Raw genomic sequence first — 25,279 nt, 5'->3', positions numbered from 1 at the left:
CGCCGTATTGCAGAGGACACAATCCGCTATGTCGGATCAATCACCTCTGTTGCCGATCGCGGCAAATGTGCAGCTCAAAGGTTAAACCTCAAGCTTAGTGATCGGCGCGGCCGGTCGCACCGGCAAGCACGTCCTGGCGCAGGGCATCAGGCGCGGGCACGAGATCACGGCCTTCGCCCGCCGTCCGGACTCGTTGCACGACCTTCCGGGGCTGACCGGCGTACACCAGGGCGACGCCCACGACCTCGACACCGTGCGCACGGCCGTACAGGGCCAGGACGCGGTGATCGCCGCCGTCGGCGGGAGTCGCATCGCGAGCAACCTCATCGCGGCCATGCGGGAGCGCGGCGTGTCGCGGCTGGTGATGACCAGCAGCCGCTCGGTGCCCGCCACCCGTCCGCGTCTCGCGGTCGCCCTGGCCTGGCTGTTCTTCCGCGAGGCGTACGTGGACCTCGCGCGGGCCGAGGGCATGCTGCAGGTCAGCGGCCTGGACTGGAGCATCGCACGCGCCACCATGCTCAATGACAAGCCGCCGTCCGGGCGGGTGCACGTCGACTTCGAGGCCAACGCGACCGGTGGCGCGATGCAGCTGTCCCGCGCCGACTATGCGATGGCGCTGCTCGACACCGTCGAAAACGCCGATCTCATCGGCAAGGCGCTGGGGATCTGCGGACCTCGGTAGCAGCCGCCCCAGCTGAGGAAGCAGAAAGGTCATCCATGAAACACGGCATCAACTACGACACCGGATTCCTGCCTGGAGAGCAGCTGTCGCGTAAGACGTTCGACGTGGAGGCCGTCAGGCGCGACATGCGCACGATAGCCGATGATTTACATTGCTCCGTGGTCCGCGTCTCAGGCAGGGATCCTGAGCGGCTGAGCGTGGCCGCCGGGGAAGCGGCCGCGGCCGGTCTGGAGGTGTGGTTCGCGCCGTTCCCGGTTGACCTCACGCCCGAAGAGACCATGGACTGTCTGATCGAGTGTGCGGAGCGGGCCGAGGCGCTGCGCGGGAACGGCGCCGAGGTGATCTTCGTGGCCGGGTGCGAGATGAGCGCGTACTGCGGCGGTTACCTGCCCGGTGACACTTTCCTCGATCGATTCGAAGCCATGCGGGGCGGGCCGGAATTCTGGGCGTCTCTCGGTCCGATCATGCAGCGGCTCAACGGCCGGCTGGGCGAGGTGGCCGAGGCCGTGCGGAAACGATTCGGGGGCCGCGTCACCTACGCGTCCGGGCAATGGGAGCTCGTCGACTGGTCCCCGTTCGACCTGGTCGGTGTCGGGGGCTACCGGGCGGCGTACAACGCCGGTCGATTCCGTGAGGACCTGCGCCGGCATTTCGCGCACGGCAAGCCGGTCGTCGTCACCGAATTCGGGACCTGCGCCTACACCGGCGCAGGCGAGCTCGGCGCGATGGCGTGGCAGCCGCCGAACGCGGCCGTGCGAGACGAGGGCGAGCAGGTGCGTTACTTCACCGAATTGCTCGACCTCTTCCACGACGAGGGCATCGACACGGCGCTCTGGTTCACGTTCGCGGCATTCACTCTGCAGGGCGAGCAGGACCTCAGCTCTTACGGCGTGGTGAAAATGCTCGACGAGACCCGGTGGACGCCCAAGGAAATCTTCCATGCCATGGCCGCCAGATACGCGCGCGCATAACGTCGCGGTGCTTCAGCGCCGTCAACGGCGGGCGTAGCCGCCCAAGGCAGGTTCCAGCAGGCCGAATGCGCGGTCGGCGGTGTCGGCGAGTATCGCGAAGATCTCGTCGGAGGTCCTGCCTTCGAGGACCAGTCGCTGCCCCTCGTAGAACAGCAGCCGGTCCACGGCGGCGAGCTGGGCGGCGGCGAGTGTCGTCGTGATTCCCGCATCGCCGGTCTCGTCGGCCAGCACGGCCACCAGAGCGTGCTCGGCCTGCTCGTGGATCTGCCGGAGGCGGGCGCGGAGCGCCGGGGTGTCGCGCACCAGGCGCTGCCAGGCGATGTCGTCGTCGGGGATGAGCGGGTCGCGCCGGCGTACCCGTTCGAGATAGTCGCGGCGCAGGGCGGCCAGGGCGGACTCGCCCGGCTCGCGCTGTCCGACCGCCCGGGTGAGCGTGGTGACGTGTTCCTCGCCCATGTCGAGGACGAGGTCCTCCTTGAGGGGGAAGTAGTTGGTGACCGTCATCTTGGCCACGCCCGCGGCGCTCGCGATGTCGGCGATCGTCACCTTGTCGAAGCCGCGCTCCTTGAAAAGCTGGGTGGCGGCGAACGCGGCGGACCAGGATCGTCCGTCGCCACCACTGTCCTCGGCACCGTCCTCGGCGCCGGGCTGCTGCTGGTCGGCGGTTACGTCATCCACGCGCTGCGGGCCGGCGACGCGGCGATGATCGACGTGCGGCTGTTCGCCCGCCGTGGCTTCGCGGCGGCGACCGGGACCTCGTTCCTGCTCGGCGCCGCGCTCTACAGCTCCATGGTCCTGCTGCCGCTCTTCTACCAGCAGGTCCATCACACGGACGCGTTCCGTACCGGCCTGCTCCTCATCCCGCAGGCGCTCGGCGCCGCCGTCGGCGCGTTCGCCGCGGGACGGCTCGCCCACCGTTACGGCGCGCGCGCCGTCGTACTCACCGGCCTCCTGCTCATGGCCGCGGGAACGGCCGTGTTCACCCAGGCGGGCGCGGGACCGGCGGCGTGGTCACTGAGCGTGTCGCTGGTGGTCCAGGGGCTCGGCCTCGGAAGCGTGATGGGTCCTACGATGGGAGCCGCCTACGCGTCTGTCGACGAGCGGGAAACGCCGCGCGCCGCGAGCGCCTTGAACGTCCTCAACCGGATCGGCGGATCACTGGGCACCGCGATCTTCCTGATCGTGCTGGAGAATCAGCTCGCCGGCGCCCACGCCGGCCCCGAGTCCGCGTTCGGCGTCACGTTCGGCTGGGCGCTGGCCCTGGCAGTGCTCGCCCTCGTCCCCGCGGCGCTGTTCCCTCGGAGGAGAACGCCGCCATCCTGAGCCGGCCGGCTACTTCGGTCCTGCGCTTCCGCGATCCTGTCGCAGGGATCGGAGCACCGCATGGATGGACGGCCGCCGGTCGGCATCGGTGCGCCACACCGCGTAGATGTGGCGGGTCAGGCGTGGCCGCACCTCGACGAAACGGACCCCGTCGGGGACGGGGTCACGGCCGAGTCTGGGAATGATCGCTACGCCGAGGCCGGCGGCGACGAGGGCCAGTTGGGTGTGGTGTTCGCCGGCGGTGTAGGCGATATCCGGTTCGGCCCCGCGAGCACGCAGCGTTTCCACCAGCCAGGAGTTGCAGATCCAGCCGTCACTCCAGGTGATCCATGGCTCGCCGGCGAATTGCTCGATCTCCACGGTGGTCCGCGAGGCCAAGGGGTGCCCCTCCGGCACCGCGATGTCGGCGACGTCGTCGAGCAGCCTGGCCCTGCTCAAGTTGCCGGGCAGGGACAAGGGAGAGTCCCACCAATCCTGGACGATGGCCATGTCCAGATCGCCGCGGCTCACCCCCGGCACCGCTTCGTGCGGCTCGCACTCCTGCAACATGATCCGCAGCCGCGGGTGATCACGACGGAGATCCCGCAGCGCGGGCGGGACCAACCCCCGCGCGGCCGTCGCGAAGGCGGCAAGCGTCAGCTGCCCGGCGACGACGCCACGGCAGGCCTCCAGGTCCGCCTCGGCCCGTTCGGCCAGCGCCAATATCTGCCCCGCGTGGACGGCGAGCAACTCGGCGGCCTCGGTGAGACGCACGCCGCGGCCCTTGCGCTCCAGCAGGCGCTGCCCGACCTCTTGCTCCAGTTTCGCCATCTGCTGGGAGATCGCCGAGGTGGTGACATGCAGGATGTCCGCGGCTGCGGTGACCGACCCGTGGGTGGCGATCGCGTACAGAGTACGAAGCCGATCCAGATTCAACATCTTAGAAATGCTACGCAATATGTGGCAGAAAGAGTCGCTTGTCCTTTGTAATTGCGTACGGCAAGGTGCTGGCTATGGCTGACGAGACCATTGACATCGGTGGAGACCTGTCTGTGCGCCGGCTGGGGTTCGGCGCGATGCGGCTGACGGACTGGGGGCCGCCCAGGGACAGGCCCGCCGCGATCGCGGTGGCGCGGCGAGCCGTCGAGCTCGGCGTCACCCTTGTCGACACCGCCGACGCGTACGCCCTGGGCGCCAATGAGGAGCTGCTCGCCGAGGCGTTGCACCCGTACCCATCCGGCCTGGTCATCGCCACCAAGGCGGGGCAGAGTCGCCCGGGGCGCGACCGTTGGAAGCCGCTGGGCCGCCCGGAGTACCTCATCCAGCAGGCCGAGCTTAGCCTTCGCCGCCTCCGGCTGGAGCGGATCGAGCTCTTCCAGCTCCATCGTGTGGACCCCCAGGTCCCCTTCGCCGAACAGCTGGGGGCGCTCAAGCAACTGCGGGACGACGGCAAGATCCGCCACATCGGACTGTCGGAGGTCGGCGTCGCCCAGCTTGAGGAGGCCCGCCGGACGGTGCCCATCGCCAGCGTGCAGAACCTCTACAACCTCGCCGACAGGCGGCACGAGGACGTGCTCGACTACTGCGGGGCCGCGGGCATCGCCTTCATCCCCTGGTTTCCGGTGGCCGGCGGAGCGCACGCCCTCGCGGGAGGACCGCTTGCCCAGGTCGCACAGCAGATCGGTGGCACCCCCGCGCAGGTGGCACTCGCCTGGCTGCTGGCCCGCTCACCCGTCACCTTGCCGATCCCCGGCACCAGCTCCGTCGTGCACCTGGAGGAGAACATGGCGGCCATGGACATCAGGCTGACCGATGAACAATTCGGCCGCCTGGATGCGGTGTGGCGCGAAGCCCAGAGCCTGGAGCCGGCCGGTTGACCGGTCTGTTCGCCTGGCGAGGCCACAGGCGGACTGTTCACGGGCGGGCCGGCTGCTCCAGGCCTGTCTACGTGGGGTGGAGCTCCGCCAGGCCGAAGCCGAGGTGGCTGTACAGCTCCAGCTGGTCGTAGTACTCGCGGTGCGAGATGATCTTCCCGTTCTCGACGAACGTGGCGCAGGTGGCCCGGACGGTGATGCGGCGGCCCGTTCCCGCGATCTCTCGCCCGTCGGGCAGCAGCAGGGGGCCCTTGTGGGTGCCGGTGTACGTCCATTCCGTGACGGCGGGGTTATCGCAGTCGCCGAGTTCGTACCAGGCCGTCATGTGGAAGTCGGGGAACGCCTTGAGAATCTGCTCGTGGAGCCACGCGATCTGGTCATGTCCTTCCGCGACGCCCGCAGGCGAGACGTACACGGCGTCCGGACTGTAGCAGGCGAGCACCCTCGGCAGGTCGTGCGCATTGACCGCGTCGGCCAGCTGGTGTTTGAGATCCCAGAAGGTGGTCATGGGGCCTCTGAAGTGGGTTAGGTCGTAGTTTGACCACTCACGTTACCGAGAGGCAGGTAAGCCGCCGGTCATGGCCGCGTGAGATAGGGGCCAAGGCGGCATGTGCCCGATCCATCCGCGGTCGGGCGAAGGCGTCGTGTCCGGGGAGGTCGTTCCGTGCACGGGGCCCGACGTACGCGCGGCCCCCGGGCTCTACCGCGAGAGCTTTCCCGCCGCGACTGCGGGGCGTGGGCCACTTCCCCTTCCTGGAGGCGCCCGTAGAGGTCAACGATCGGGTTCTTCGTTTTCTGGCGAGGTAGCGCCGACCACGTGCGGTCAGAGCCGGGATTCTGACCGCCCCACGAGTCCTGGTCCTGCCGGATTCCGGTCCTGATCGGAACGACGTGCGCCACTCGGAAGGACGGCGATCAGGTCATCGGTCTGGGCCTGATCACCGTCCGTGGTCGTCCGCATCGGTGGCGGTGGACTCATGTGGCAGCACGTCGCGGGCCGCATACTCGGCGTCGGCGGTGATAGCGTCCGGTCCCGACTCCCCCATTCAGAATGAGCCGCAGACGCTGACGATCGGACAGGAATATGGCCGAATTCGCCTTCAGTTTGGTAGAGGTCTTCAGCCGCACGCCGATGAGCGGAAACCTGCTGCCGGTGATACACGGAGCGGACGCTGTCGACACATCGACGATGGCCCTGATCGCCCGCCGATTCCTGCAGCCCGAGACGTCGTTTCTCGTGGCCTCTGATGACCCCTGGTGCGACTACACGCATCGAATCTTCACGGTCGCGCGCGAGGTTCCCTTCGCCGGGCATCCGTCGCTCGGCGCCGCGGCCGCTCATGTCTGGCATTCCGGCCTCGGTTCGACCGAGCTGACACAGCAGACCATGAGCGGCCGCCAGCGACTCGTCGTCGAGTCGGCAGGCGATGAAGCCATGGTGGCCATTGCCCAGAATTCACCGGTTTTCGGGGCGACCGTATCGTCTTCACATGTTCTCGCGGCGCTCGGAGTCGCACCGGAGGACGCCCACCCCGAACTGCCGGCGCAAATAGTGTCGACCGGGCTGCCCGCATTGATTCTGCCGCTGCGCGAAGTCTCCGCACTGGCTCGCGCGACTTTGGATCGCGATTCCCTGTACAAGGCGCTTGAGGGTTTCGCCGAGCCGGACAGTCTGAACTGCTATCTGGTGGCCGAAGAAGGTCCCGGACGGTGGCGCTCCCGCTGCTTTGCCTTGGACTTCACGACCGGCGAGGATCCGGCTACGGGGTCAGCCGCGGGGGCGTTCGGCGCGTATCTTCGCGAGCACACCGGGCAGGCTCGGATGACGATTGATCAAGGCATGGAGATGGGATTCCCCAGTCAAATCATCGTGGACGTCTCCGGTGAGATCATGGTGAGCGGGCTGGTGCGATTCTTCGGAAAGGGCATGATCAAGCTGCCCTCGCATTGAGCCGGCCGGGCGCGCGCTGGTCGCACGCCGGTTCCACGTCCGCCCGGAGGCGGGCCCTTCGACCGTGGTGACGTCGCCGTCCTCGACGGTGAGCGCCAAGTGGTGAGTGGTCAGGTGGGGAAATCGGTGTCGCGGCCGAGGGGCTCCAGGCGGTCGAGTTCGTCGAGGCGGGCGCGGAGCTTGGCGCGGATGCGGTCGAAGGAACGGGCGCCGAGGGGAAGCCGCAGTGGCGGGGTGTCCAGGTTGACGGCGGCGACGATCGCACGGGCGGCGCGAACCGGGTCGCCCGGCTGAGCGCCGTGCTGGGCGACGAAGGTCGCCTTGGCCGGTTCGATGACGGGCCGGTAGTCGTCGATGGGAGTGGCCCAGCGGAACGAGCGGCCGGCGAAGTCGGTGCGGAACGGGCCGGGTTCGACGATGGTGACGCCGATCCCCAGATGCTCCAGCTCGGCGGCGAGCCCCTCGGAGAGTCCCTCCAGCGCGAACTTGGTCCCGCCGTAGGCGGTGCCGCCCAGCATGGTGGTCACCCCGCCGACCGAGGACATCTGCACGATGTGCCCGGATCGCTGGGAGCGCATGGCCGGCAGCACCGCGCGGGTCACGTCGATGGCGCCGAAGACGTTGGTGTCGAACTGGCGCCGCAGCTCCTGATCGGTGATCTCTTCCAGGGCGCCGCGCATGGCGTATCCGGCGTTGTTGACGAGCACGTCGATCCGGCCGAACGCCTCCAGCGCGGCATCGACGGCACGGCGGACGGCGACCGGATCGGTGACGTCCAGGTCCAGGGCGAGGACCCGGTCGCCCGCCTGCTCGGTCAGACCGGTGAGGGTGGCGCGATCGCGCGCGGTGGCCACCAGCCGGTCACCGTGCTCCAGCACGACGTGGGCGAGCGCTCGGCCCAGCCCGGTGCTGGTGCCGGTGATGAACCACACCTTGCCGGAAGAGGCTGAGGTGATCATGTGAGGGTCCTTTCCAGGTCGTGATCGGCGGGGTGAGCATCCCGGTAGACTTTGCTTTGGGACTCAAAGTTTGAGACTCAAAGCAAAGTAGCTTGATACTCAAAGGACGTCAAACGTGAGACCTGACCCCGCACCCGCAGGCGACTCGGTCGCCGCCGAGATTGACGCCTGGATCTCCCAGATGGCCGACGCCGACCCCGTCACCGAGGCCGCCCGGCAGCGCATCGGCCGCATCTCCCGCCTGTTCGAACACCTCCTGGCCGACGTCGCCACCGCCAACGACCTCACCCCCGGAGACTGGACCGCCCTGTCGGCCCTGCAACGCTCCGGCCCGCCCTACGAGCGCACCCCCAAGCAACTGGCCGACGAACTCGGCGTCACCGCCGGGACCATGAGCGTGCGCATCGACCGCCTCAGCAAGGCCGGGCTGGTCGAGCCCGTCCCCGCCGTCGACGGCCGCAGCCGCCCGGTCCGCCTCACCGAGCTGGGCCGGCGGCGCTGGAGCCAGGCCACCCGTGACCGCACCACTCGCGAACAGCGCCTGCTCACCGACGCATTGGCGTCCGACGACCTCGATCAGCTCAATCGACTGCTCGCCCAACTGCTGGCCCGCCTGGAGGACGAGTTCGGCCCGGCGCCTCGCCATCAACAAGCTCGGTAGATGTCCGGTCGGTGACCTGTGCGGTGCTCATCAAGAGGCTTCAGCCGCTTCTTCCCGCACCACCGGCGGCTGGATTCCCGAAAATGAACGCCCCTCTGGGATAGGGCGACGGCGCGGTTCGCCGACGATGCCCTGCCGGAGCCCCGCGCCGTGCCGGAGCCCGCAGGCCGGAACCGCGCGAGGCGGCACGCTCAGGACGGCCCGTACGTGCAACCCCGCGCCCATCAGCCTATTGAGCCCGGCGATCGCGGATGGGCGCGGGCCGGTTGGCCAGGTCGAGGTCGTGGACGTTGAGGCGAGGACCATCGCGGCGAGTGAGCCTCACCCGAGCAGAGCGTCCTCCCCGTTCGGCGTGCGTCTCCTCAAGCGGTGGGTGACCCTTCACTCGAGCGGTAGGGCGTGCCGTCCGGCAACCTGGCGGATCTCCTCCAGCGGGTACGGCGTCTTCCTGCTCTCACTCTGCAGATCGTGGTAGAAGCCGTTCAGCACGGTGGCCAGTGGGCTGTGCCGCGACAGCAGGGTCGCGACCCCGCCGGGCACGCCGGTCGGCCGCTCTCCTGCCGCCCATTCCCGCACCAGTTCGCGACGCCCCGGCCAGTCGACGCCGTGGAAGGCGCCGGCCAGCCAGTTCACCAGGTACGTCAGCGTGTAGGTGCGGTCGAAGGTGAGGTGCCGGCGATAGAAGGCCTGTTCCTCCTCTGACAGGTCGAACCGGGTCGACACGGCCAGCCCGAAGTCGGTCAGGTAGAAGTGGTGCCCGTCGGTGAGGATGTTGTCGAAATGCGCGTCGAAGTGCAGGAGGCCGCCCGCGTTCATGAAGGACACGGCCTCACGCAGCCCGTGGTCCGCCAGGGCGCAGGCGCGGTCGGCGTCGCCCGCGCGCACCCGCTCGTCCAGCCACTGGTGCAGGTTGTATGGGAAGTACTCCAGGAAGAGCGTCAGGCTCGCCGGAGCCTCTGCCAGCGCTTCGAGGCGGCGGCGCACGCCGGGCGCGCTCTCCCAGAAGATGACTGCCCGATCGATGTCGGCCAGCTCTTCGTACAGCGGGGCGGGCTCGGCGTTGGGCAGCACCCGCCAGTGATACAGCAGCGGGAAGCCAGGGAACCGGCCGGTCAGCACCCACTCGGTGGTCATCGTGTGCGCGGCCAGCTCGCGCCAGGCGCCGAAGCCGGGCGAGCCGATGCCGTACTGGCAGAAGGGCGGCAGCCCGAACAGGTTGGCCGTCGAGTGCGGGTGGCGCAGTTCGGGCTCGGTGAGGGGCACGCGTTTGACGAAGACCGAGGTGCCGCCGACCGCGAGCCGAGCGGACGCCCCGCCGATGCCGGTGCCGAGGGGTACGGCCTCGCGCTCCAGCAGCTCGGCCAGTTCCCGGTCGTCGTAACGGGCCATGGCCGTGGAAACGTCACGGTGGGTGATCAGCCGGGTGTCCGTCATCCTGATCACTTTACTGACCGATGACGGCCGCCCTTGCCTGGCGACCACCGTGCCGCACTGCTTGCCGAGCTCGGCGAGCTGGTCGTTGACCTCTTGCCAACCGTGTACCGCGGGACCGTGGCCCATCCGTTACCCGCTCCCGGAATGATCACATTCCATGAAGAAGACGATCACAGTTCTGGTTACCGGCTGCGCTTTTCTGGTGACCGCCGCTCCCGCGCAGGCTGCGCCCAAGGATCCCGTCCGGGCTCTGAAGAGCAAGCTGGTTTCCGGGCACGGCGTACGGTTCACCGAGACCACCACTCTCATCGGAGACGGCAAGGTCAAGCTGCAGAGCCGCAAGGGAACGTTCCAGTTCAACGCCAAGGGCATCGCCGCCTCAGACATCACCTGCAAGACGGGCCCCGCCGAGCCTGAGCGGACCATCAGCGTCGGCAAGATCAGCTATACCTCGGGCGGCATCTGGAAAGAGCGCCTTCCAGATGGCAAGACGTGGCTCAAGACCGGCGGCATGCCCGGCGGCGCCGGCGGTTTCTACGGGCAGGTCATCAACCCCGCGGAGCCGGGAACGTTATCCGCGCTGATCAAGAAAGGCAAGCTGAGCGGAAGCACCATCACAGGAAAGATCACGTTCAAGGAACTGGAGAAGGTGTCGCGCTGGTTCGACGCGTCGATCCCGCTGCGCATGCACGACGACACGAAAGTCACCTACACCCTCAGCCTCACCTCGGCCGGGCTCGTGAGCAGGGTGAGGAGCTCGTACGCGGCAACGGGAGTAATCGACAAGAGCGGTTTCGACGGCAAGACGATCACGATCGACAGCCGCTTCACCGGGTGGGGAGGCAAGGTGTCGATCAAAGCGCCGGACCCGGAGACGGTGACCGCTGACACGGGTTCCTGATTGTTCCACTGACCGGGCCTGGGCCTTTCGTAGATGAGCGATGTGTCGCAGCGGGCCATCTCACCCGTTTCCGCGACTGGTGCGCCCGCTGCACCGACTGCTCCCTGCGCGGCACGGACGCCGGTAAGGCGCGGGACGAGCTCGTCGCAAGGGTGCGCCGCGCGCCCCTGCCGGCGTCTACAACCCTCTCGGCCGCCGGTTGTGGGCCATCGGCAGCCATGCCAGACCATTCGAGGAACGCGAGGAGGCCCGCGCCGCCGGGCCCGGATGACCCGGACCGTTCGCACTTGGCGGCAAGCGCTCCGGCGGGATGACACGTGAAAGTTTCAGTTCGAAAATCCCAGGATGAGCCCCTGATCGGGAATGGCGGCAGGTGAAGCCGTGGTCGGTGCGCAGGCTCTGGCGCAGGCCGGTTCCCGCATTGACCCCGGTCTTCCGAGAGAGGTACCTCCGAGGGGAAGCGTTCCTCGGTGCCGGGCCGTGCCCGCTCCTGCCGAAGGGTTGGTCATGACGAGACGACGTACATCGCGGTTGGCTCGGGTGACGGCGGCTCTCGCCGGAGCGATCGTATTGATCGGCACGTACGCCTCCCCCGCGCAAGCGACGATCATTGCGTGCGAGTGGGAGAAAGTCAGCTCGTGGACCGACGGTTTTCAGATCAAGGTCACCCTCATCAACGACCCGATGCCGGTCGACGGCTGGACGGCCACCTGGACGTGGGACGACGGCACCAAGGTCACCAACGCGTGGGATGCGATCGTGACCCAACCAGGCCAGAGCATGTCGGCCGGCAACCAGTCGTACAACGGCTATATCCCGCCTGACGGCCGGGTGAGCTTCGGCTTTCTGGCCACCGGCGTCAGCGACGGCCACGGCGGCGGCCTGAGGGTCAACGGCGGACCCTTGTTGCCGTGCTGAGCTGCCCGCACCGGCAGCTCGTCGCGAGCCTGCACGACCGGTTCCATTGCGGCGCACCGCAACACTGGCGAACAGTAGCGTCCCTTTCCATGGCCAACACGAAGGACCACGGGTTGGCCAAGTGATGTGCGCACTCGACCGCCAATAACCCCAATCCTCGAACGCGTTCTCAGACCGCTCGAACTTCGGCGAGCCGCTTGACCGCGAACTCGTCGTCCCAGAAGATGGCGGCTTCCCTTGCGGCCGACGCTTGCGCGGCGATGTCGTACGCGCCGTCGTCCAGCCCGGCGGCGTTGTCGGGCAGCACGAGGCGGGGACGTCGACGTGCGACTCGTCCCAGTCGATCAGCGCGGCTTGATTCGCGGTCATGCGGACGTTGCCAGGGTTGTTGGGGTCGCCGTGGACGACGCATGTCTGACGTCCGGTGAGCCGCGCCCACGCTGCCCGGCATCGAGCAATCCTCTCGGGGGGCATCGCGCCGAGGTCGATCCTTGTCCCTGTCTCGGCGTGCAGGAGGTCGGTCGACGATCGCCAACCTGGGCGCCACGGCCGGCCCTGCGTCAACCGATGCAGCTCGCGGAGGGGGATGGCTTGGCACGGTGGGATGTGATCCCCCGCCGGTGAGTGGCAAGGATCATGGTCCTTGATCGTCCGGCAAGGGCCGCGGCGGGCTCCAGCCAGACTCCGTTGCAAGCCGGCCTCGTGGCGCATGTGTTGTCGGCTTTCCGGGTACCCACACATCAATCCCCGGCCGGGGCCGGCGAAAGACGATCTCCCCCGTCGCGCGGGCGGGGAGAATAGTTGTGAGGTAATGGATCGACGCATCTTCGGTCTGGAGAACGAGTACGGCGTCACGTGCACCTTCCGGGGTCAGCGCAGGCTGTCTCCGGACGAGGTGGCGCGCTACCTGTTCCGGCGGGTCGTGTCCTGGGGCCGGTCGAGCAACGTGTTCCTGCCCAACGGCGCCCGGCTGTATCTGGACGTGGGCAGCCATCCCGAGTACGCCACCCCCGAGTGCGACAACATCGTGGAGCTGGTCACCCATGACAAGGCCGGTGAGCGGATCCTGGAGGGGCTGCTGGTCGACGCCGAGAAGCGGCTCCGCGAGGAGGGCATCGCCGGCGACATCTACCTGTTCAAGAACAACACCGACTCGGCCGGCAACTCCTACGGCTGCCATGAGAACTACTGTGTGGGCCGGCACGGGGAGTTCGGGCGGCTGGCTGATGTGCTGATCCCGTTCCTGGTCACCCGGCAGATCATCTGCGGCGCGGGGAAGGTGCTGCAGACCCCGCGGGGGGCGGTGTACTGCGTGTCGCAGCGCGCCGAGCACATCTGGGAGGGGGTGTCGTCGGCGACGACCCGGTCCCGCCCGATCATCAACACCCGTGACGAGCCGCACGGCGACGCCGAGCGGTTCCGCCGCCTGCACGTCATCGTCGGCGACTCCAACATGAGCGAGACCACCATGTTGCTCAAGGTCGGCGCGACCGATCTGGTGCTGCGCATGGTGGAGGCCGGGATCGTGATGCGCGACATGAGCCTGGAAAACCCGATCCGGGCGATCCGCGAGGTCTCGCACGACATGACCGGGCGACGGCGGGTCCGGCTGGCCAACGGGCGTGAGGCGTCGTCGCTGGAGATCCAGCAGGAGTACCTGGGCAAGGCCAAGGACTTCGTGGACCAGCGGGGCGGCGACGTGATCGCGCGGAGGGTGCTGGAGCTGTGGGAGCGCACCCTGCGGGCGGTGGAGACCGGCGACCTGGACACCGTGTCCCGGGAGATCGACTGGGTCACCAAGTACCAGCTCATCGAGCGGTACCGGAAGAAGTACGACCTGCCGCTGTCCTCGCCCCGGGTGGCCCAGCTTGACCTTGCCTACCACGACGTGCACCGTAAGCGCGGGCTGTTCTACCTGCTGCAGCGGCGCGGCGCGGTGGAGCGGGTGACCTCCGACATCAAGATCTTCGAGGCCAAGTCGGTGCCGCCGCAGACCACCCGGGCGCGGCTGCGTGGCGAGTTCATCCGCAAGGCGCAAGAGAAGCGGCGCGACTTCACCGTCGACTGGGTGCACCTGAAGCTCAACGACCAGGCGCAGCGCACCGTGCTGTGCAAGGACCCGTTCCGCAGCGTCGACGAGAGGGTGGACAAACTCATCGCCAGCATGTGACCGAGAGGGATTGGAAGTAGCTCAGTGGCTTGAACGGGTCAAGCCGGGATGCACGCGCTGGCAGTGGCTTGCGTGGCGCCGGCCAGACCGAGGCCAGGGCCTTGTCGATCGTACGAAAGCCCACACCGTACTTGCGCTGCAGGCCCGACTCGCTGAGCCTGCGCGGGAATCGCGGCGGGTCGCCGCGTACAACTCGACCTTGGACTTCGGGTGCACCAGCACCCCCTCACCCTGCGGAGCACACTTATCGTCCACCGCAAGCCCAGGAGCGCTGCTGCCTCTCACCGACATCGCTGTCACTACTGGGTGTGGTCCACTTTTCGTGATCGGCCACACTTCCAAGATCACGATCATGTTGAGCCGGGTGCGGGCCAGTGTCGGTGTCGGGACGCTGCTCTGTGTCGATCATGGAGTTGTCGGCGGTCGTGTTCCCACACCTTGCCACCGTTCGTATCGAGCGGGTGCATCGGATGGGAGCGACCGTGCGGGTGAAAGCCGCGAAGACGGAGCCGAGGGGTGAATGTCCGGCCTGTGGCTGTGAGTCGGTGCGGGTTCACAGCCGCTATGAGCGGTGCCTGTCGGATCTGCCGGTGGCCGGGCAGGAGGTGCTGCTGCGACAACACTGCCTGTGACAAGCGGACCTTCGCCGAGCAGGTTCCCGCTTTCGGCTCGCCCGACCGGCCGGTGAACTGCTTGCCGTTGTCCGCACCCTCGGCTCCTACTCGCCGTCCTGGTCACCGCCGCCAGCGTGTCCGACAGCGCCGCCGGCCTGCCTCTCCTCACCAAGGTCGCCGCCAACCAGCCCACCCTCACCAAGGCCTGGGCCGACAGCGAAAAGGACGGCGCGGCCGTGCGCGAGATCTGGACGGTCCCGCTGGCGGGTGGCGGGCCCAGGCTGCTCGGCACGTTCACCGGGAAGCACGCGCAGATCGACGCGATCGGCGTCGACGGCGACCACGTCTCTTGGTCCGAGCTCTCCGGCGGCGTCTGGAGCATCCCCCTCGCGGGCGGCGAGGCGGCGCGCGTGCCCGGCGGCGACGGGCTGCACCTGATGAAATGGCCGTACGCCGTGGACGTGGCCGACGGTCCGAAGGGGGACGACCGCAACCAGACCAAGCTCGTGGACCTGGCGCGGGGCGCGCAGACCGAGATCAACGTGCCCGCGTCGGCGCAGGGCCTGCGGTGCGGACCCTCCTGGTTCTTCGGGCGTAACGGGCAAGGATCGTTCATGCAGTACCTCGACGGCACGAACACGATCGCCCTCGACGGCCTCCGCGACGTCTCGATGGCTCTGACCCGGTTCCCGATCCTCGACCGGTTCCTGTTCGCCGGGACCACCGTCTACGACGCCGCCACCGGCGAGGTGGCCGCCACCGGCAAGGGCAGCGGCGGGTACGGCGTGGGCACCTCCTCCGAGCCCAGCACGATCATCTACTGGGACGGCGAACCTGGCATGTTCACGGTGCTGAACCTGGCAGCCGTCCCGCCCGCGCAATAGCGTTCGGGACCATGCGGACCTTCGCGAATGTTCAGGAGCTCAAGACGGCCGTCGGCGAGAAATTCGGCCCTGCGGAGTGACGGACGGTCACTGATGACCAGGTCAACCTCTTCGCCGATGCCATCACTGATCATCAGTGGATCCACGTGGACGTGGAGCGGGCCAAGGAAGGGCCGTTCGGCGGCACGATCGCCTGAGTTTGTCGCCACTGCCGTCGTTCATGTTCGAGCTGGTCGAGGGGGCTGCATCGCGATGGGCGTCAACTACGGCCTGAACAAGGTCCGCTTCCCCAGGCCCGGCTCGTCGGCGCGCGCAGCAGGGCCGTGGGCAAGCTCACCGACGTCAAGGGCGCGCCGACCGGCCAGCTACCGAGGAACGTAGCGCGACTCACGAAGAAACCTACACTCGGCTCTCGTTGTCACCACGGCTAAGAGTTCTGCTTGTTGCAGGTGATGCATGATCGTGCGCACTCCGTCGTTCGATGGGAAGGCCGGACCGATGTCCGGGCCGACATGTCCCATTTGCAGGGCGATGGCCTCGTCCGGCAGCAGTTTCGGACCGGACGGACATCTCGGACCTGTCCGAGCGCGAAACTCCAGCCAGCGCCTTCCCCACCTCGCCGTGCGGCGGCCGGCCCCTCCTCCGCCCAGCAGAACGCCGTCGGTGCGGTCAAGGTGCGCGGCCAGGTCGACCATCCGCGCTCGTTCAGCATGGCGCGACTGCGCGGCCTGCCGCAGCACACCGTACGCGTGCGCTACCAAACCTCCCACTGCGCGGAGAAGCACACCTTCACTGGCCCTCTGCTCGCCAACGTCCTCAAGCTGGCCGGGCCGCGCATCGACCCAAACGTCACGAACGCCCAGCTGCGCCTGTTCGTCACGGCCACCGGATCCAAGGAAGGTCCGCGCTTGGTCGTACCCGGCGACGTCAAGGGCGGCCGCTACGTCAGCGGCGTCCTACGCCTCCACCCTCGACCCCGCCTGACGCGACCTCTGCCCGCAGCGGCATCCTGCTCACCCTGAGCGGGCGGCCGGCCTTGCGCTCGCCGGCCAGGGTGGTCACGGAACCGATCGGGGACCACCGCATTTGCCAGCTTCGAGGCGCTCGCTTCTCCATCGACCTGGAGCCCCGAGATGACGCCGCGCTAGCTCTCAAACCCCAGCATCACGTCGGACGCCTTGATCACGGCGATAACCTCACTGCCCTCCACCAGTCCCAACTCATTGGCGGCCTCTACGGTGACGGAGGTGACCAACCGCATCCCACCGGCGTCCAGTTCCACATTCGCTGTCGCTTCGCCTTTGGCGAGCCCAGTCACCCGGGCCGGAATCTTGTTACGTGCGCTCAATCGCATAGCGTCCACTCCTGACTCGGCACTCGCCTCGTAATCGCTGGCCCTCCTGGTCGGTCAGCCTCCTGCTCTTGACCAGCTCCGCCACCACGAGTTACAACGAATCGTGCGCCGAGGCAGCACCAACACAGTGCGCTATCGACGGGCGATGATGCTGCTGGCCTCGGCCGGCGGCAACCGAGTTCCAGGTGCGCCTTTCGCCCTTGAATAGCAGGCCCGCAGCCTGCCCGCAGCCGCGCGATGTCCGCAACCCCGGGCCCAGTGGCGCCCGCAGGAGCGCGCGCACAACCGACAGATGCGCCACAAGTGGGCGTTTTACGCGTTCGGGTCCCAGTCTGCGAGCTGCTCCATCGGCTCGGTGTCGCCGGTGGTCTCCAGGCCATCGAGCGGGACGCGCTCGTAGAAGTAGAGGACCAATTCGCTCGCTGCGCCTCGCATCGCCATGTCGCCCGGCTCCGCGTCGGCGGCGAGGTCGTCGCAGCGGACGCCGTCGGCGTTGAGGGTCAGGCGCCAGGAGCGGCCCTCGGTCGTGTGCAGGTCGATGGTCGCCGGCTTGAACGGCCAGGGGACGGTCGTCGCCGAGACGGTCGTCAGGAACTCGTCGACGCCCTCGACCGCGACGTCCGTCGGCAGCGGCTGTGCGGCCCCCTGGGTGAGCTGGGCGTCGTAGGTGTGGACGGCGATCTCCTGGATCTGGTGCCGGGCCACGGCTCCGCTGGTCTCCGGGGCCTGCGAGCGGCCCCACCAGGTCCAGCAGCCGCGGTCCGGGCCGGCCTCGCGCATCGCGTCGAGCATGAGCTCGGTCGACTCGGCGAGCCAGGCGTCCAGGGCTTCGCGGTCGCGGGGCGCGGTCGGGGCGCCCTTCGGGTCCGTCCTCGCCGGGGGTTCAGCGCCCGGGCCCGCCGCGACGATGGCGGCCTGGCGGCGGCGGCCGTCGCCGAGGTGCTGCGCCAGTTCGCGCAGCGTCCAGTTCGGGCAGGTCGGGACCTGGACGTCAAGGTCGGGGGCGGACGCGATCGCGGCGCGGAACGCGGCCGAGCGGTCTTCGATCAGCCGCAGGACCTCGGGAAACTCCAAAATGTTTTGCACCTCGGTTGTGTATCACGGCGCTCCGGCCGCCGGGTAGCGAATTTGTCGGACGAACGCGTCGAGGGCCGGGCGGAGCGCCGACGCCGAAGCGTCCTGAAACTCCGCGCACTGCTCGCCAACGACGACTTCGACCGCTACTGGACCTACCATCTGGGCCAAGAGCACCAGCGCAACCACCAGGCCCGCTACCAACGCCTGCACCAACTGGGCGATCACTGGAACTCGGTTGCCGCCGGCCGAGGCCAGCAGCATCATCGCCCGTCGACAGCGCACTGTGTTGGTGCTGCCCCGGCACACGATTCGTTGTAACTGCCGGCCCTCCTGGTCGGTCAGCCTCCTGCTCTTGACCAGCTCCGCCACCACGCCCCCGAACCCGTCGGATGTCCGTCTCATCCAACCGGTTCCGGCCCGCCCGCCGCCAACCCGGTAAACGTTCCCGGTCAGAGCACTAAATCGGGAAGCGGCCGCGGCGGATCTGCCAGTGGCGGCCGGCCTTCAGGTGGTCGACGATCGCGCGCTGGAGCACGGTGCGGCGTGGTAGCTGGTCGAGCGGCGTGGTCAGGGTGCGGAACACGAACCGCAGCACCTCGACGTCGGCGTCCTGCCCTTCCGGCTCCTCGTAGGGCTCCAGCTCGAACCTCTGCTGGAACCGGACGATGTTGGAGTCCTCGGGCAAGTACTCCAGTAGTTGCGGGTCGAGCAACCACGAGCCGCAGGAGAACGCCGTGTAGCGCTCGTCGGGAAAGTGGCGGGGGAAGAACGTGCGGGCCTCGTCGAGCGACGCCGCGACCGCCTCCGGGGTCATCGGCCCCGACTCGGGAATGTGCAGGTCGATGGTGGTGCCGCCGCGTTGGTGCTGCAGCCGGCCCAGCTCGTAGATGCCGCCACGCGCGTGCAGCGTCAGCCAGCTCTGCATGACCGGCCAGCCCTCGCGGTGCATCCGCCGGTCGATCGCGAGGTTGCGGCCCAGATCCGCCAGGGTCACCCACGACACGGCATCGGCGATGCCGTGGTCGCGGTGGTACCCCGTGACGACGTCGACCAGGGCCAGGTACGCGTACACGTAGAGATGCCGCCAGGCGGGGCCCCTTTCGCGCGGCAGCTCCGGACCGGGCGGCAGCCAGCCGTGGCCCCCGAGATCGGCGCGGACCAGGGCGATCGAGCGGTCGAGCAGCCAGCGCAGCTCCGGAGTCCACAGGGGAGAGTCGGGGTCGGGCCAGCCCGCCATGATCTCGTCGGCGTCGTCCGGCCGCACCGCGAGCCGGTCGAGGATCGCGCGCGCGTCGGCCTTGGCGGGCAGCGGAGCCGACGGCCGGTCGCCGGCGAGCCGGTGCACGCGGTCGACGTCCTCGACGGGTACCCCGAGCCGGGCGGCGATGTCATCCAGATCCACGCGGACGATCCTACGATCACTGGCAACGCCACGGAGAAGAGTCGAGGTCCTGCCCCTCTCCGGCCGTCCTGCCACCGAGGAGGGCCCCGGTGCGGGCATGCCGCCAATGCTCGCCGGTGATGGCCTGCTGCTCGACGCTCACTCGGTGGTTCCCTGCCGGTACTGGTGGTGGGCGGTTACGTCATTGATCGGCCAGTGCCGTACGCCGCCATCATGACTCGCCTGGTGGTTGGAGTTGACTTCCCGGAGGGCCATGTACGACGCCCTGGAGCGATCACGTCCGAAGGGTTGACGGCTACGTCGAGGCCGTAGTCCCCTCAGGCAGGCATGAGGGTTATGTTCCTCGGTTCGGCCTCGCAGAACGGCGGCTCGCCCACGCTGTACGCCACAGACCGGGGCAGTCTCGTGGTGCGCGGCTACCGCATCACTGACCCTTCCGGTAAGGCCGACATCGAGATCCCGCCTGGAGCCGAGGGAGCGCTACAACTCCCCTGGCGAGCACGCGCCGCTCCGCAGATTCCTCGCCGACGAGCCCGACGACCCGGCGTGGAACCGGCCCTGGCTCCCAGACCTCGACGCCGAACGCTTTCGCGCGTTCGGCGATGAGCTGTGCCATGGAGCCGAAGGACAGCAGCCCGAACACCTGGCCCCTCAGCCGCCAGATCGGCTCTCCGCTCTGCCACTGCCATGTGCCCTGCCGGGTCGCCCGGTCGTATTGGCAGATCTTGCGGGCGGCGGCGAGCCAGAGCGCGACGGCGTGGTCGGCGACCTCGTCGGCGCACCACTCGTTCGGTGCGTTCGTGACTTGGATGCCCCGTCGGGTGGCGGCGGTGACGTCGACGATGTCCACGCCCGTGCCGTAGCGGGCGATCACCCGGCACCGGGTGAACGCGTCGATGGCGCGGAAACCGACCTGCGCGTACTGGGTCAGGACGCCGTCGACGTCCTGGCCCTTTCGATCGCCTCGTCCTCGCTCTTGCACCGTGCGGCGAGGAGCTCGAACCCGGCCCCCTCGACGATGGCGCGTTCGATGTCCACGTCGCCGATGTCGAAGTCGGCGATCAGGATCGTGCCTTTGGCGTCAGTGCGAGTCACGGGGAATCCCCTTGGTGTGTACGAGATCCTGGTACGACACGGCGAGTTCCAAGCAGCTTCCGCTGTCCAGCTGCCCCACCGTGGAACGGTAGATCTCCTGCCACGGTGTCTGGTTGTCCAACGTGACCGGCGGGTACTGGGCCCATCGCGCGGCGATCCCCTAATCGGACAGGAGGACGTCGACACGCGCGTTGTCCATGTCGATGCGGATCCGGTCGCCGGTGCGCAGGATGGCGAGGTTGCCGCCGGCCGCGGCCTCGGGGCCGGCGTTGAGAATGGACGGTGCGTCCGAGGTGCCGCTCTGGCGGCCGTCTCCGAGCGTGGGCAGCGTCGTGATGCCCAGTTGGAGCAGCGCGGCAGGCACCTCCATGTTGACGACCTCGGCCGATCCCGGGTGGCCGATCGGCCCGGTGTAGCGGATGACGAGGATGCAGTTCTCGTCCAGGCCCAGCTCGGGGTCTTCGATGCGGGCGTGGTAGTCCTCGGGCCCGTCGAAGACGATGGCGCGGAGGTCGAACACCTGCGGGTCATCGGGATGCGGCAGGTAGCGGGCGCGGAAGTCGTCGGTGATGACCGAGGTCTTCATGACCGCGGAGTCGAAGAGGTCGCCGGTCATGACGAGAAGTCCGCCGCGCGCGGCGACAGGCTCGTCGAACGGGCGGATGACCGTCGGGTCGGCGGGCGGGGCCTCGGCCAGGTTCTCGGCCACGGTACGTCCGGATACGGTCACGGCGTCGCCGCGCAGGCGCCCTGCTGCCAGCAATGACCGCATGACCGCGGGGACGCCGCCGGCGCGGTAGAAGTCCTCGCCGAGGAACTCCCCGGCGGGGGCGACGTTCGCCAGCACCGGGATGTCGGCTCCGACCCGTTTCCAGTCCTGGATGGACAGCGGCACCCCGACGTGGCGAGCGATGGCGTTGATGTGGATGGGCACATTGACGAGGCGACGATGATCGCGTTCTCGAAAGCCTGCCGGGTCATGATCTTGCGTGGGGTGAGGTCCTCATGCACGAGGGCCACCGCCCGGCGGCCTGTGTCGTAGGCCATCTGCGCTCGCCGGCGATAGGGGGCCGGGATCGCCGCGCAGCCTGGCAGGGACATCCCCAGGGCCTCGGCCAGGCTGTTCATCGACAGCGCGGTGCCCATCGTGTTGCAGTGACCGATGCTGGGGGCGGAAGCGGCCACGCGCGCCATGAACTCGTCGTAGTCGATCTGCCCGCCGGCGAGCAGCCGCTTCGACTGCCAGATCACCAGTCCCGAGCCTGACGATCCGATCTGCCGGTCATGGTGATAGCCGTTGAGCATCGGCCCTCCGGACAGGACTATCGCGGGGATGTTCACCGTGGCCGCGGCGGTCAGGCACGCGGGCGTGGTCTTGTGACAGCCCGTCGTCAGGACCACCCCGTCGAGTGGATATCCGTAGAGCACCTCGACCAGCCCGAGGTAGGCGAGGTTGCGATCCAGGGCGGCGGTCGGGCGCTTGCCGGTCTCCTGCAGCGGGTGGACGGGGAACTCGAAAGGGATGCCACCGCCGTCGCGGATCCCGTCCTTGACCCGGTCGGCGAGGGCGAGATGGTGGCGGTTGCACGGAACGAGGTCGCTACCCGTTTGGGCGATGCCGATGATCGGCCGGCCCGACTGGAGTTCCCCCCGGGGTCAGGCCGAAGTTGAGGAAGCGTTCGAGATACAGAGCCGTCATCTCCGGATTGCCGGCGTTGTCCCACCATGCCTGGCTGCGCAGGCCGCCTGGGGCCGCCTTCGTCGATGGCATCAGGTACTCCTCGCCGCCCCACCAGGGCGGGCAGGCCCGTCCGATCCGGCCGGGTATTCGAGCAGCGGGACCAGGTCCCTGGACCAGGCCGACATGACAGGTGCGAGAACCCGCCAGGACTCCTCGGCCTCGTCGCCGCGGATGGACAGGGCTGCGTTGCCCTGCAGGACGTCCAGCAGCAGCCGGCCGTAGGCAGGCAAGCCGGGGGCCTCCAGCTGCGCGGTGAGGGTGAGCGGGGCAAGGCTGCGTCCGTCGGGGCCGACGCCGGTCAGCGCGAGGGTCATGCCCTCCGGCTCCAGCCCGAAGCGCAACACGTTGGGCGCGCCTTGCTCGCCGTCGCCGAAGGGCAGGTGAGGTACGGACCGGAACCGTACCGCGACCTCTTTGCGATCGTGTCCGAGCGCCTTGCCGGTGCGGAGCCGGAAGATCGTCCCGGACCAGCGCCAGCTTTCGAGTTCCAGCTCCACCTCGGCGAAGGTCTCGGTACCTCGCCGAGGGTCCACGCCCTCTTCCTCGACGTAGAGCGGAACGTCCCGGTCACCGATGCGGCCGGCCAGGTAACGGGCGCGGCGGGTACGGTGCACGACGTCGTCGTCCGTGAGACGGCGTACCGAGCGCAGCACGTCGATCTTCCGATCGCGCAGGTCACGCTCGCCGAGGCTGAGCGGTGGTTCCATGGCCACCAGGCACAGCACCTGGAGCAGGTGGTTCTGCAGCATGTCCTTCAGCGCCCCGGCGCCGTCGTAGTAGCCCGCCCTGCCTTCCAACGTCAGGGTCTCGTCCCAGACGATCTCCACCTCGGAGATGTGCGCGCTGTTCCAGATGGGCTCCAGCACCCGGTTGGCCAGCCGGCTGCCGAGCACGTTCTGAACGGTCGTCATGGCCAGGAAGTGGTCGACACGGAACACCGCCTGCTCCGGCACGACCTCCGACAGCAGCTGATTCAGCGCCACAGCACTGTCCAGATCTTCGCCGAACGGCTTCTCCAGCACGATCCGGCTGCCCGGTGTCAGGCCCGCGCCGCGCAAAGCCGCCACCGTGCCAGGGAAGATCGCTGGAGGAAGAGCGAGGTAGACCGCTACAGGACCGTCGCCGGCGATGGCCGAAGCGACATCGGTGACGTCGGTGGCGTCGGCCCGCAGGTAGCGGGCGGACTCCACGATCGCCTTCCTGGCGTCGGCAGAGGAGGAGAGGCCATGCCGGTCGAGCTGATCGACGGCCCAGCGCCGGAACCCCTCGTCGGTCCAGTCGGCCCGGTCCACGCAGGTCAGCTGGAAGCCGTTGTCCAGATGCCCGGCTGTCCACAGGGCGGCCAGCGCCGGAAGCAGGTAGCGCGCGTTGAGATCGCCGGTGGCGCCGAAGATGACGAGCCTGTTGATCATGTCATCATCCCTTCTTTCGCTCGTGCGAGCCTGACGCCGGCGGCGATGACGCCGATGTGGCTGAATGCCTGGGGGAAGTTCCCCATGAACGTGCCCGTCGACGGGTCGATCTGCTCCGGCAGCAGCCCGAGCGGGCTGGCCCGGGCGCACAGCGAGGCGTAGAGTTCCTCGGCCTGTTCGGCACGGCCTTGCAGGACGAGGTTCTCGACCAGCCAGAAGCTGCACAACACGAAGGCGCCCTCGTCGCCTGGCAGGCCGTCGGGCGAGTGGTCGTGCAGGTAGCGGTAGAGCAGTCCGTCGCCGGCGGACAAACGTTCGGCGATGGCCGCGGTGGTGGCCGCCATCCGCGGGTGGTCGGCCGGGATGACCTTCCGCAGCGGGAGCGCGAGCAGGCTGGCGTCCAGTCCGCCGCTGCCGTCGAGGTGTTCGCCCAGGGACTGCGCGTCCTCGTTCCAGGACTGGTCCACGATGAGCTGACGCAGCTTGTCGGCCGTGGCGCGCCACCTCGTGACCTGGCCGGGCAGGCCGAGCCGCTCGCCCATCGCCGCGGCCCGGTCCAGGGCCACCTGGCACATTCCGGCGGAGTAGGTGAAGACGCGGCTTGCGCTGCGTACCTCCCAGATGCCCTGGTCCGGCTGCCGCCACTCGCGCACGGCGGTGTCGGCCAGCTCCGCCAGGCCGGACCACAGCGCGGGCTGGATCTCACTCCCGGAGCGCAGCCACTGGTCGGCGCAGTCCAGCACCTCGCCGTAAACGTCGTGCTGACGCTGATCAGCTGCGCCGTTACCCCATCGCACAGGAGCGGAACGCCGGTAGCCCTCCAGGCCGACGTCTTGGATCTCCTCAGGTACGGGATCGCCGCAGATGCTGTACATGATCCGCGGTCGGCGGCTCTGTTCGAAGGCGTCGAGGACCCAGCCGAGGAAGGCGTCGGCCTCGCTGCCGAAGCCGATGCGGCGCAGCGCGAACACGGCGAAGGCGGCATCCCGGATCCAGGTGTAGCGGTAGTCCCAGTTGCGTACGCCACCGATCGGCGCGGGCAAGGAGGAGGTAGGGGCGGCGACCAGCGAGCCGTTGACCCAGTCGTCGCACAGCTTGAGCGTGATCGCGGCGCGGCGGACCAGCGGTTCCTCCGGCCCGCTGTAGCGGCAGTTCCTCATCCACCGGCGCCATGCCTCGGCGGTCTCGCGCAGCATGGCCTCGGGGTCGAACCGGTGGTGGCGGTGAATACGGCCCCAGGACAGCACGAGATCAAGGCGATCGCCCTGTTCGAGGTCGTGGACGGTGCGCAGGCCGGTCAGGGGACGGTTGGAACGTAGATGCAGGCGCAGGTCCGGCCGCCGCGACGCCTGCACCTCCAGGCCGCTGCCCAGGAGCCGGGTCTGCCCACCGCCGCGGGGATGCAGCTCCACCGGCACGCGGACGGTCCCGTCCAGGACCTGGGCGGAACGGACGAGCTCGGCCCGGCTCGCACCCGCATCGTCGCTGAGATCGGCGCCGGCACGCAGCGCCAGCGCGTCGGTGATCCTGACCGAACCGCTCGAGCTACGCAACTCGGTCACCAGCACCGCGGTATCAGGCTCGTAGCGCTGCCGGGCCTCCCGCAGGTCCTCCACCGTCAGCGTGAAGTGCCCGCCTCGTGCGTGATCGAGCAGGCCGCACAACAGTGGTTCGCTGTCGAAGCGGGGCAGGCACAGCCACGGGATCGAGCCGTCCAGGCCGACCAGTGCCGTGGTCGTGCCGTCCCCGATGAGACCCAGATCCTCCAGCGGCAGGTAGCCATCCCGACGGCGGACCGGGCGGAACGATGGATCGGGATCGAGCATGCCGGATTCCTCTTTCGTCGTACGGCGCGCCGTCGGAGGCACCGCTGCTTG

At 68.6% G+C, this 25,279-nt stretch carries 26 protein-coding genes and 3 pseudogenes; 13 read left to right on the top strand and 16 right to left on the bottom strand.

Features of this window, described 5'->3' with window-relative positions; genetic code table 11:
• Positions 1-97 precede the first annotated feature (97 nt).
• Positions 98-682: an NAD(P)-dependent oxidoreductase gene (locus ACIHFD_RS22240; protein ID WP_397368497.1), complete on the top strand. Its 585-nt coding sequence runs from the start codon at positions 98-100 to the stop codon at positions 680-682.
• 35 nt (positions 683-717) lie between these two features.
• On the top strand, positions 718-1,653 hold the full coding sequence (locus ACIHFD_RS22235; RefSeq protein ID WP_397368496.1) for a hypothetical protein: 936 nt from the start codon (positions 718-720) through the stop codon (positions 1,651-1,653).
• Positions 1,654-1,674: 21 nt separating this feature from the next.
• Here ACIHFD_RS22235 and ACIHFD_RS22230 read toward each other — a convergent pair whose 3' ends face one another.
• Positions 1,675-2,331, bottom strand: a complete 657-nt coding sequence (locus ACIHFD_RS22230; protein WP_397368495.1) for a TetR/AcrR family transcriptional regulator — start codon at positions 2,329-2,331, stop codon at positions 1,675-1,677.
• Between the two features lie 24 nt (positions 2,332-2,355).
• Here ACIHFD_RS22230 and ACIHFD_RS22225 point away from each other — a divergent pair, with 24 nt between their 5' ends.
• Positions 2,356-2,976, top strand: coding sequence for an MFS transporter (locus tag ACIHFD_RS22225; RefSeq protein ID WP_397368494.1), 621 nt, complete (start codon positions 2,356-2,358; stop codon positions 2,974-2,976).
• A gap of 9 nt (positions 2,977-2,985) precedes the next feature.
• Here ACIHFD_RS22225 and ACIHFD_RS22220 read toward each other — a convergent pair whose 3' ends face one another.
• A complete protein-coding gene (locus ACIHFD_RS22220; protein ID WP_397368493.1) occupies positions 2,986-3,894 on the bottom strand; it encodes a LysR substrate-binding domain-containing protein in 909 nt (302 codons plus the stop codon).
• Positions 3,895-3,968: 74 nt separating this feature from the next.
• On the opposite strand from ACIHFD_RS22220, the gene ACIHFD_RS22215 reads away from it, so the two are divergent.
• Positions 3,969-4,832 (top strand): aldo/keto reductase, encoded by an 864-nt coding sequence (locus ACIHFD_RS22215; RefSeq protein ID WP_397368492.1) that lies wholly within the window; start codon positions 3,969-3,971, stop codon positions 4,830-4,832.
• 67 nt (positions 4,833-4,899) lie between these two features.
• Here ACIHFD_RS22215 and ACIHFD_RS22210 read toward each other — a convergent pair whose 3' ends face one another.
• On the bottom strand, positions 4,900-5,337 hold the full coding sequence (locus tag ACIHFD_RS22210; protein ID WP_397368491.1) for an ester cyclase: 438 nt from the start codon (positions 5,335-5,337) through the stop codon (positions 4,900-4,902).
• A 576-nt stretch (positions 5,338-5,913) separates the two neighbouring features.
• On the opposite strand from ACIHFD_RS22210, the gene ACIHFD_RS22205 reads away from it, so the two are divergent.
• Entirely contained in the window at positions 5,914-6,780 is an 867-nt protein-coding gene (locus tag ACIHFD_RS22205; protein ID WP_397368490.1) for a PhzF family phenazine biosynthesis protein, read from the top strand.
• A gap of 110 nt (positions 6,781-6,890) precedes the next feature.
• Here ACIHFD_RS22205 and ACIHFD_RS22200 read toward each other — a convergent pair whose 3' ends face one another.
• The gene (locus tag ACIHFD_RS22200; RefSeq protein WP_397368489.1) at positions 6,891-7,739 is read right to left on the bottom strand and encodes an oxidoreductase; all 849 of its coding nucleotides are present in this window, start codon (positions 7,737-7,739) and stop codon (positions 6,891-6,893) included.
• Positions 7,740-7,854: 115 nt separating this feature from the next.
• Between ACIHFD_RS22200 and ACIHFD_RS22195 the strand changes: the two genes are divergently transcribed.
• Complete coding sequence (locus tag ACIHFD_RS22195) at positions 7,855-8,400, top strand: MarR family winged helix-turn-helix transcriptional regulator (protein WP_397368488.1); 546 nt, start codon at positions 7,855-7,857, stop codon at positions 8,398-8,400.
• Positions 8,401-8,781: 381 nt separating this feature from the next.
• On the opposite strand, the gene ACIHFD_RS22190 is transcribed toward ACIHFD_RS22195, so the two are convergent.
• A complete protein-coding gene (locus tag ACIHFD_RS22190; protein WP_397368487.1) occupies positions 8,782-9,960 on the bottom strand; it encodes a protein kinase family protein in 1,179 nt (392 codons plus the stop codon).
• 31 nt (positions 9,961-9,991) lie between these two features.
• Here ACIHFD_RS22190 and ACIHFD_RS22185 point away from each other — a divergent pair, with 31 nt between their 5' ends.
• Both ACIHFD_RS22185 and ACIHFD_RS22180 read left to right on the top strand, forming a co-directional pair.
• The gene (locus ACIHFD_RS22185; protein ID WP_397368486.1) at positions 9,992-10,735 is read left to right on the top strand and encodes a hypothetical protein; all 744 of its coding nucleotides are present in this window, start codon (positions 9,992-9,994) and stop codon (positions 10,733-10,735) included.
• Positions 10,736-11,275: 540 nt separating this feature from the next.
• The gene (locus ACIHFD_RS22180) at positions 11,276-11,653 is read left to right on the top strand and encodes a cellulose binding domain-containing protein (protein WP_397368485.1); all 378 of its coding nucleotides are present in this window, start codon (positions 11,276-11,278) and stop codon (positions 11,651-11,653) included.
• Positions 11,654-11,822: 169 nt separating this feature from the next.
• Here the strand turns inward: ACIHFD_RS22180 and ACIHFD_RS22175 are convergent, their stop codons facing one another.
• Positions 11,823-11,960, bottom strand: coding sequence for a hypothetical protein (locus ACIHFD_RS22175; RefSeq protein WP_397368484.1), 138 nt, complete (start codon positions 11,958-11,960; stop codon positions 11,823-11,825).
• A gap of 504 nt (positions 11,961-12,464) precedes the next feature.
• On the opposite strand from ACIHFD_RS22175, the gene pafA reads away from it, so the two are divergent.
• The 5 genes and pseudogenes from pafA to ACIHFD_RS22150 all read left to right on the top strand — a co-directional run bounded on the left by pafA (position 12,465) and on the right by ACIHFD_RS22150 (position 16,343).
• Positions 12,465-13,823, top strand: coding sequence for a Pup--protein ligase (pafA, locus tag ACIHFD_RS22170; RefSeq protein WP_397368483.1), 1,359 nt, complete (start codon positions 12,465-12,467; stop codon positions 13,821-13,823).
• Positions 13,824-14,230: 407 nt separating this feature from the next.
• Positions 14,231-14,455 carry a transposase family protein gene (locus ACIHFD_RS22165; RefSeq protein WP_397368507.1) on the top strand — a complete coding sequence of 75 codons (225 nt, stop codon included), beginning with the start codon at positions 14,231-14,233 and terminating at the stop codon, positions 14,453-14,455.
• Positions 14,456-14,571: 116 nt separating this feature from the next.
• Positions 14,572-15,321: a hypothetical protein gene (locus ACIHFD_RS22160; RefSeq protein ID WP_397368482.1), complete on the top strand. Its 750-nt coding sequence runs from the start codon at positions 14,572-14,574 to the stop codon at positions 15,319-15,321.
• Positions 15,322-15,413: 92 nt separating this feature from the next.
• Positions 15,414-15,515: pseudogene (locus tag ACIHFD_RS22155) on the top strand (MaoC/PaaZ C-terminal domain-containing protein); the annotation flags it as partial.
• Positions 15,516-15,995: 480 nt separating this feature from the next.
• The gene (locus tag ACIHFD_RS22150) at positions 15,996-16,343 is read left to right on the top strand and encodes a hypothetical protein (protein ID WP_397368481.1); all 348 of its coding nucleotides are present in this window, start codon (positions 15,996-15,998) and stop codon (positions 16,341-16,343) included.
• 122 nt (positions 16,344-16,465) lie between these two features.
• Here the strand turns inward: ACIHFD_RS22150 and ACIHFD_RS22145 are convergent, their stop codons facing one another.
• The 10 genes and pseudogenes from ACIHFD_RS22145 to ACIHFD_RS22100 form a co-directional block, all read right to left on the bottom strand.
• Complete coding sequence (locus tag ACIHFD_RS22145) at positions 16,466-16,675, bottom strand: TOBE domain-containing protein (RefSeq protein ID WP_397368480.1); 210 nt, start codon at positions 16,673-16,675, stop codon at positions 16,466-16,468.
• Between the two features lie 312 nt (positions 16,676-16,987).
• Complete coding sequence (locus ACIHFD_RS22140) at positions 16,988-17,761, bottom strand: maleylpyruvate isomerase family mycothiol-dependent enzyme (RefSeq protein WP_397368479.1); 774 nt, start codon at positions 17,759-17,761, stop codon at positions 16,988-16,990.
• A 192-nt stretch (positions 17,762-17,953) separates the two neighbouring features.
• A pseudogene (locus tag ACIHFD_RS22135) lies at positions 17,954-18,154 on the bottom strand (hypothetical protein); the annotation flags it as partial.
• Positions 18,155-18,209: 55 nt separating this feature from the next.
• Positions 18,210-19,154, bottom strand: a complete 945-nt coding sequence (locus ACIHFD_RS22130; RefSeq protein ID WP_397368478.1) for an acyltransferase domain-containing protein — start codon at positions 19,152-19,154, stop codon at positions 18,210-18,212.
• 424 nt (positions 19,155-19,578) lie between these two features.
• The gene (locus ACIHFD_RS22125; RefSeq protein WP_397368477.1) at positions 19,579-20,136 is read right to left on the bottom strand and encodes an NAD(P)-dependent oxidoreductase; all 558 of its coding nucleotides are present in this window, start codon (positions 20,134-20,136) and stop codon (positions 19,579-19,581) included.
• Positions 20,082-20,249, bottom strand: coding sequence for a hypothetical protein (locus ACIHFD_RS22120; RefSeq protein WP_397368476.1), 168 nt, complete (start codon positions 20,247-20,249; stop codon positions 20,082-20,084). Before ACIHFD_RS22120 ends, ACIHFD_RS22125 begins: the two co-directional genes overlap by 55 nt.
• Before the next feature lie 160 nt (positions 20,250-20,409).
• Positions 20,410-21,866 (bottom strand): annotated as a pseudogene (locus ACIHFD_RS22115) (IlvD/Edd family dehydratase).
• On the bottom strand, positions 21,850-22,020 hold the full coding sequence (locus ACIHFD_RS22110; RefSeq protein WP_397368475.1) for a hypothetical protein: 171 nt from the start codon (positions 22,018-22,020) through the stop codon (positions 21,850-21,852). The pseudogene ACIHFD_RS22115 and the gene ACIHFD_RS22110 overlap by 17 nt, the downstream one beginning before the upstream one ends.
• On the bottom strand, positions 22,020-23,402 hold the full coding sequence (locus ACIHFD_RS22105; RefSeq protein WP_397368474.1) for a glucose-6-phosphate dehydrogenase: 1,383 nt from the start codon (positions 23,400-23,402) through the stop codon (positions 22,020-22,022). Before ACIHFD_RS22105 ends, ACIHFD_RS22110 begins: the two co-directional genes overlap by 1 nt.
• Positions 23,399-25,228 (bottom strand): glycoside hydrolase family 15 protein, encoded by a 1,830-nt coding sequence (locus ACIHFD_RS22100; protein ID WP_397368473.1) that lies wholly within the window; start codon positions 25,226-25,228, stop codon positions 23,399-23,401. Before ACIHFD_RS22100 ends, ACIHFD_RS22105 begins: the two co-directional genes overlap by 4 nt.
• Between the last annotated feature and the right edge of the window lie 51 nt (positions 25,229-25,279).

This window comes from Nonomuraea sp. NPDC051941 (assembly GCF_044593615.1).
Note: the sequence above shows the minus strand (reverse complement) of the source record. Positions and strands in the feature narration are given on the sequence as shown.

What these genes read in the sequence shown, in the direction of transcription:
- ACIHFD_RS22235 (WP_397368496.1), top strand. Translation starts at nt 718, where the DNA reads ATGAAACACGGCATCAACTACGACACCGGATTCCTGCCTGGAGAGCAG.
- ACIHFD_RS22225 (WP_397368494.1), top strand. Translation starts at nt 2,356, where the DNA reads ATGATCGACGTGCGGCTGTTCGCCCGCCGTGGCTTCGCGGCGGCGACC.
- ACIHFD_RS22220 (WP_397368493.1), bottom strand. Translation starts at nt 3,894, where the DNA reads ATGTTGAATCTGGATCGGCTTCGTACTCTGTACGCGATCGCCACCCAC.
- ACIHFD_RS22215 (WP_397368492.1), top strand. Translation starts at nt 3,969, where the DNA reads ATGGCTGACGAGACCATTGACATCGGTGGAGACCTGTCTGTGCGCCGG.
- ACIHFD_RS22210 (WP_397368491.1), bottom strand. Translation starts at nt 5,337, where the DNA reads ATGACCACCTTCTGGGATCTCAAACACCAGCTGGCCGACGCGGTCAAT.
- ACIHFD_RS22205 (WP_397368490.1), top strand. Translation starts at nt 5,914, where the DNA reads ATGGCCGAATTCGCCTTCAGTTTGGTAGAGGTCTTCAGCCGCACGCCG.
- ACIHFD_RS22200 (WP_397368489.1), bottom strand. Translation starts at nt 7,739, where the DNA reads ATGATCACCTCAGCCTCTTCCGGCAAGGTGTGGTTCATCACCGGCACC.
- ACIHFD_RS22190 (WP_397368487.1), bottom strand. Translation starts at nt 9,960, where the DNA reads ATGGGCCACGGTCCCGCGGTACACGGTTGGCAAGAGGTCAACGACCAG.
- ACIHFD_RS22185 (WP_397368486.1), top strand. Translation starts at nt 9,992, where the DNA reads ATGAAGAAGACGATCACAGTTCTGGTTACCGGCTGCGCTTTTCTGGTG.
- pafA (WP_397368483.1), top strand. Translation starts at nt 12,465, where the DNA reads ATGGATCGACGCATCTTCGGTCTGGAGAACGAGTACGGCGTCACGTGC.
- ACIHFD_RS22165 (WP_397368507.1), top strand. Translation starts at nt 14,231, where the DNA reads ATGGAGTTGTCGGCGGTCGTGTTCCCACACCTTGCCACCGTTCGTATC.
- ACIHFD_RS22145 (WP_397368480.1), bottom strand. Translation starts at nt 16,675, where the DNA reads ATGCGATTGAGCGCACGTAACAAGATTCCGGCCCGGGTGACTGGGCTC.
- ACIHFD_RS22110 (WP_397368475.1), bottom strand. Translation starts at nt 22,020, where the DNA reads ATGCCATCGACGAAGGCGGCCCCAGGCGGCCTGCGCAGCCAGGCATGG.
- ACIHFD_RS22105 (WP_397368474.1), bottom strand. Translation starts at nt 23,402, where the DNA reads ATGATCAACAGGCTCGTCATCTTCGGCGCCACCGGCGATCTCAACGCG.
- ACIHFD_RS22100 (WP_397368473.1), bottom strand. Translation starts at nt 25,228, where the DNA reads ATGCTCGATCCCGATCCATCGTTCCGCCCGGTCCGCCGTCGGGATGGC.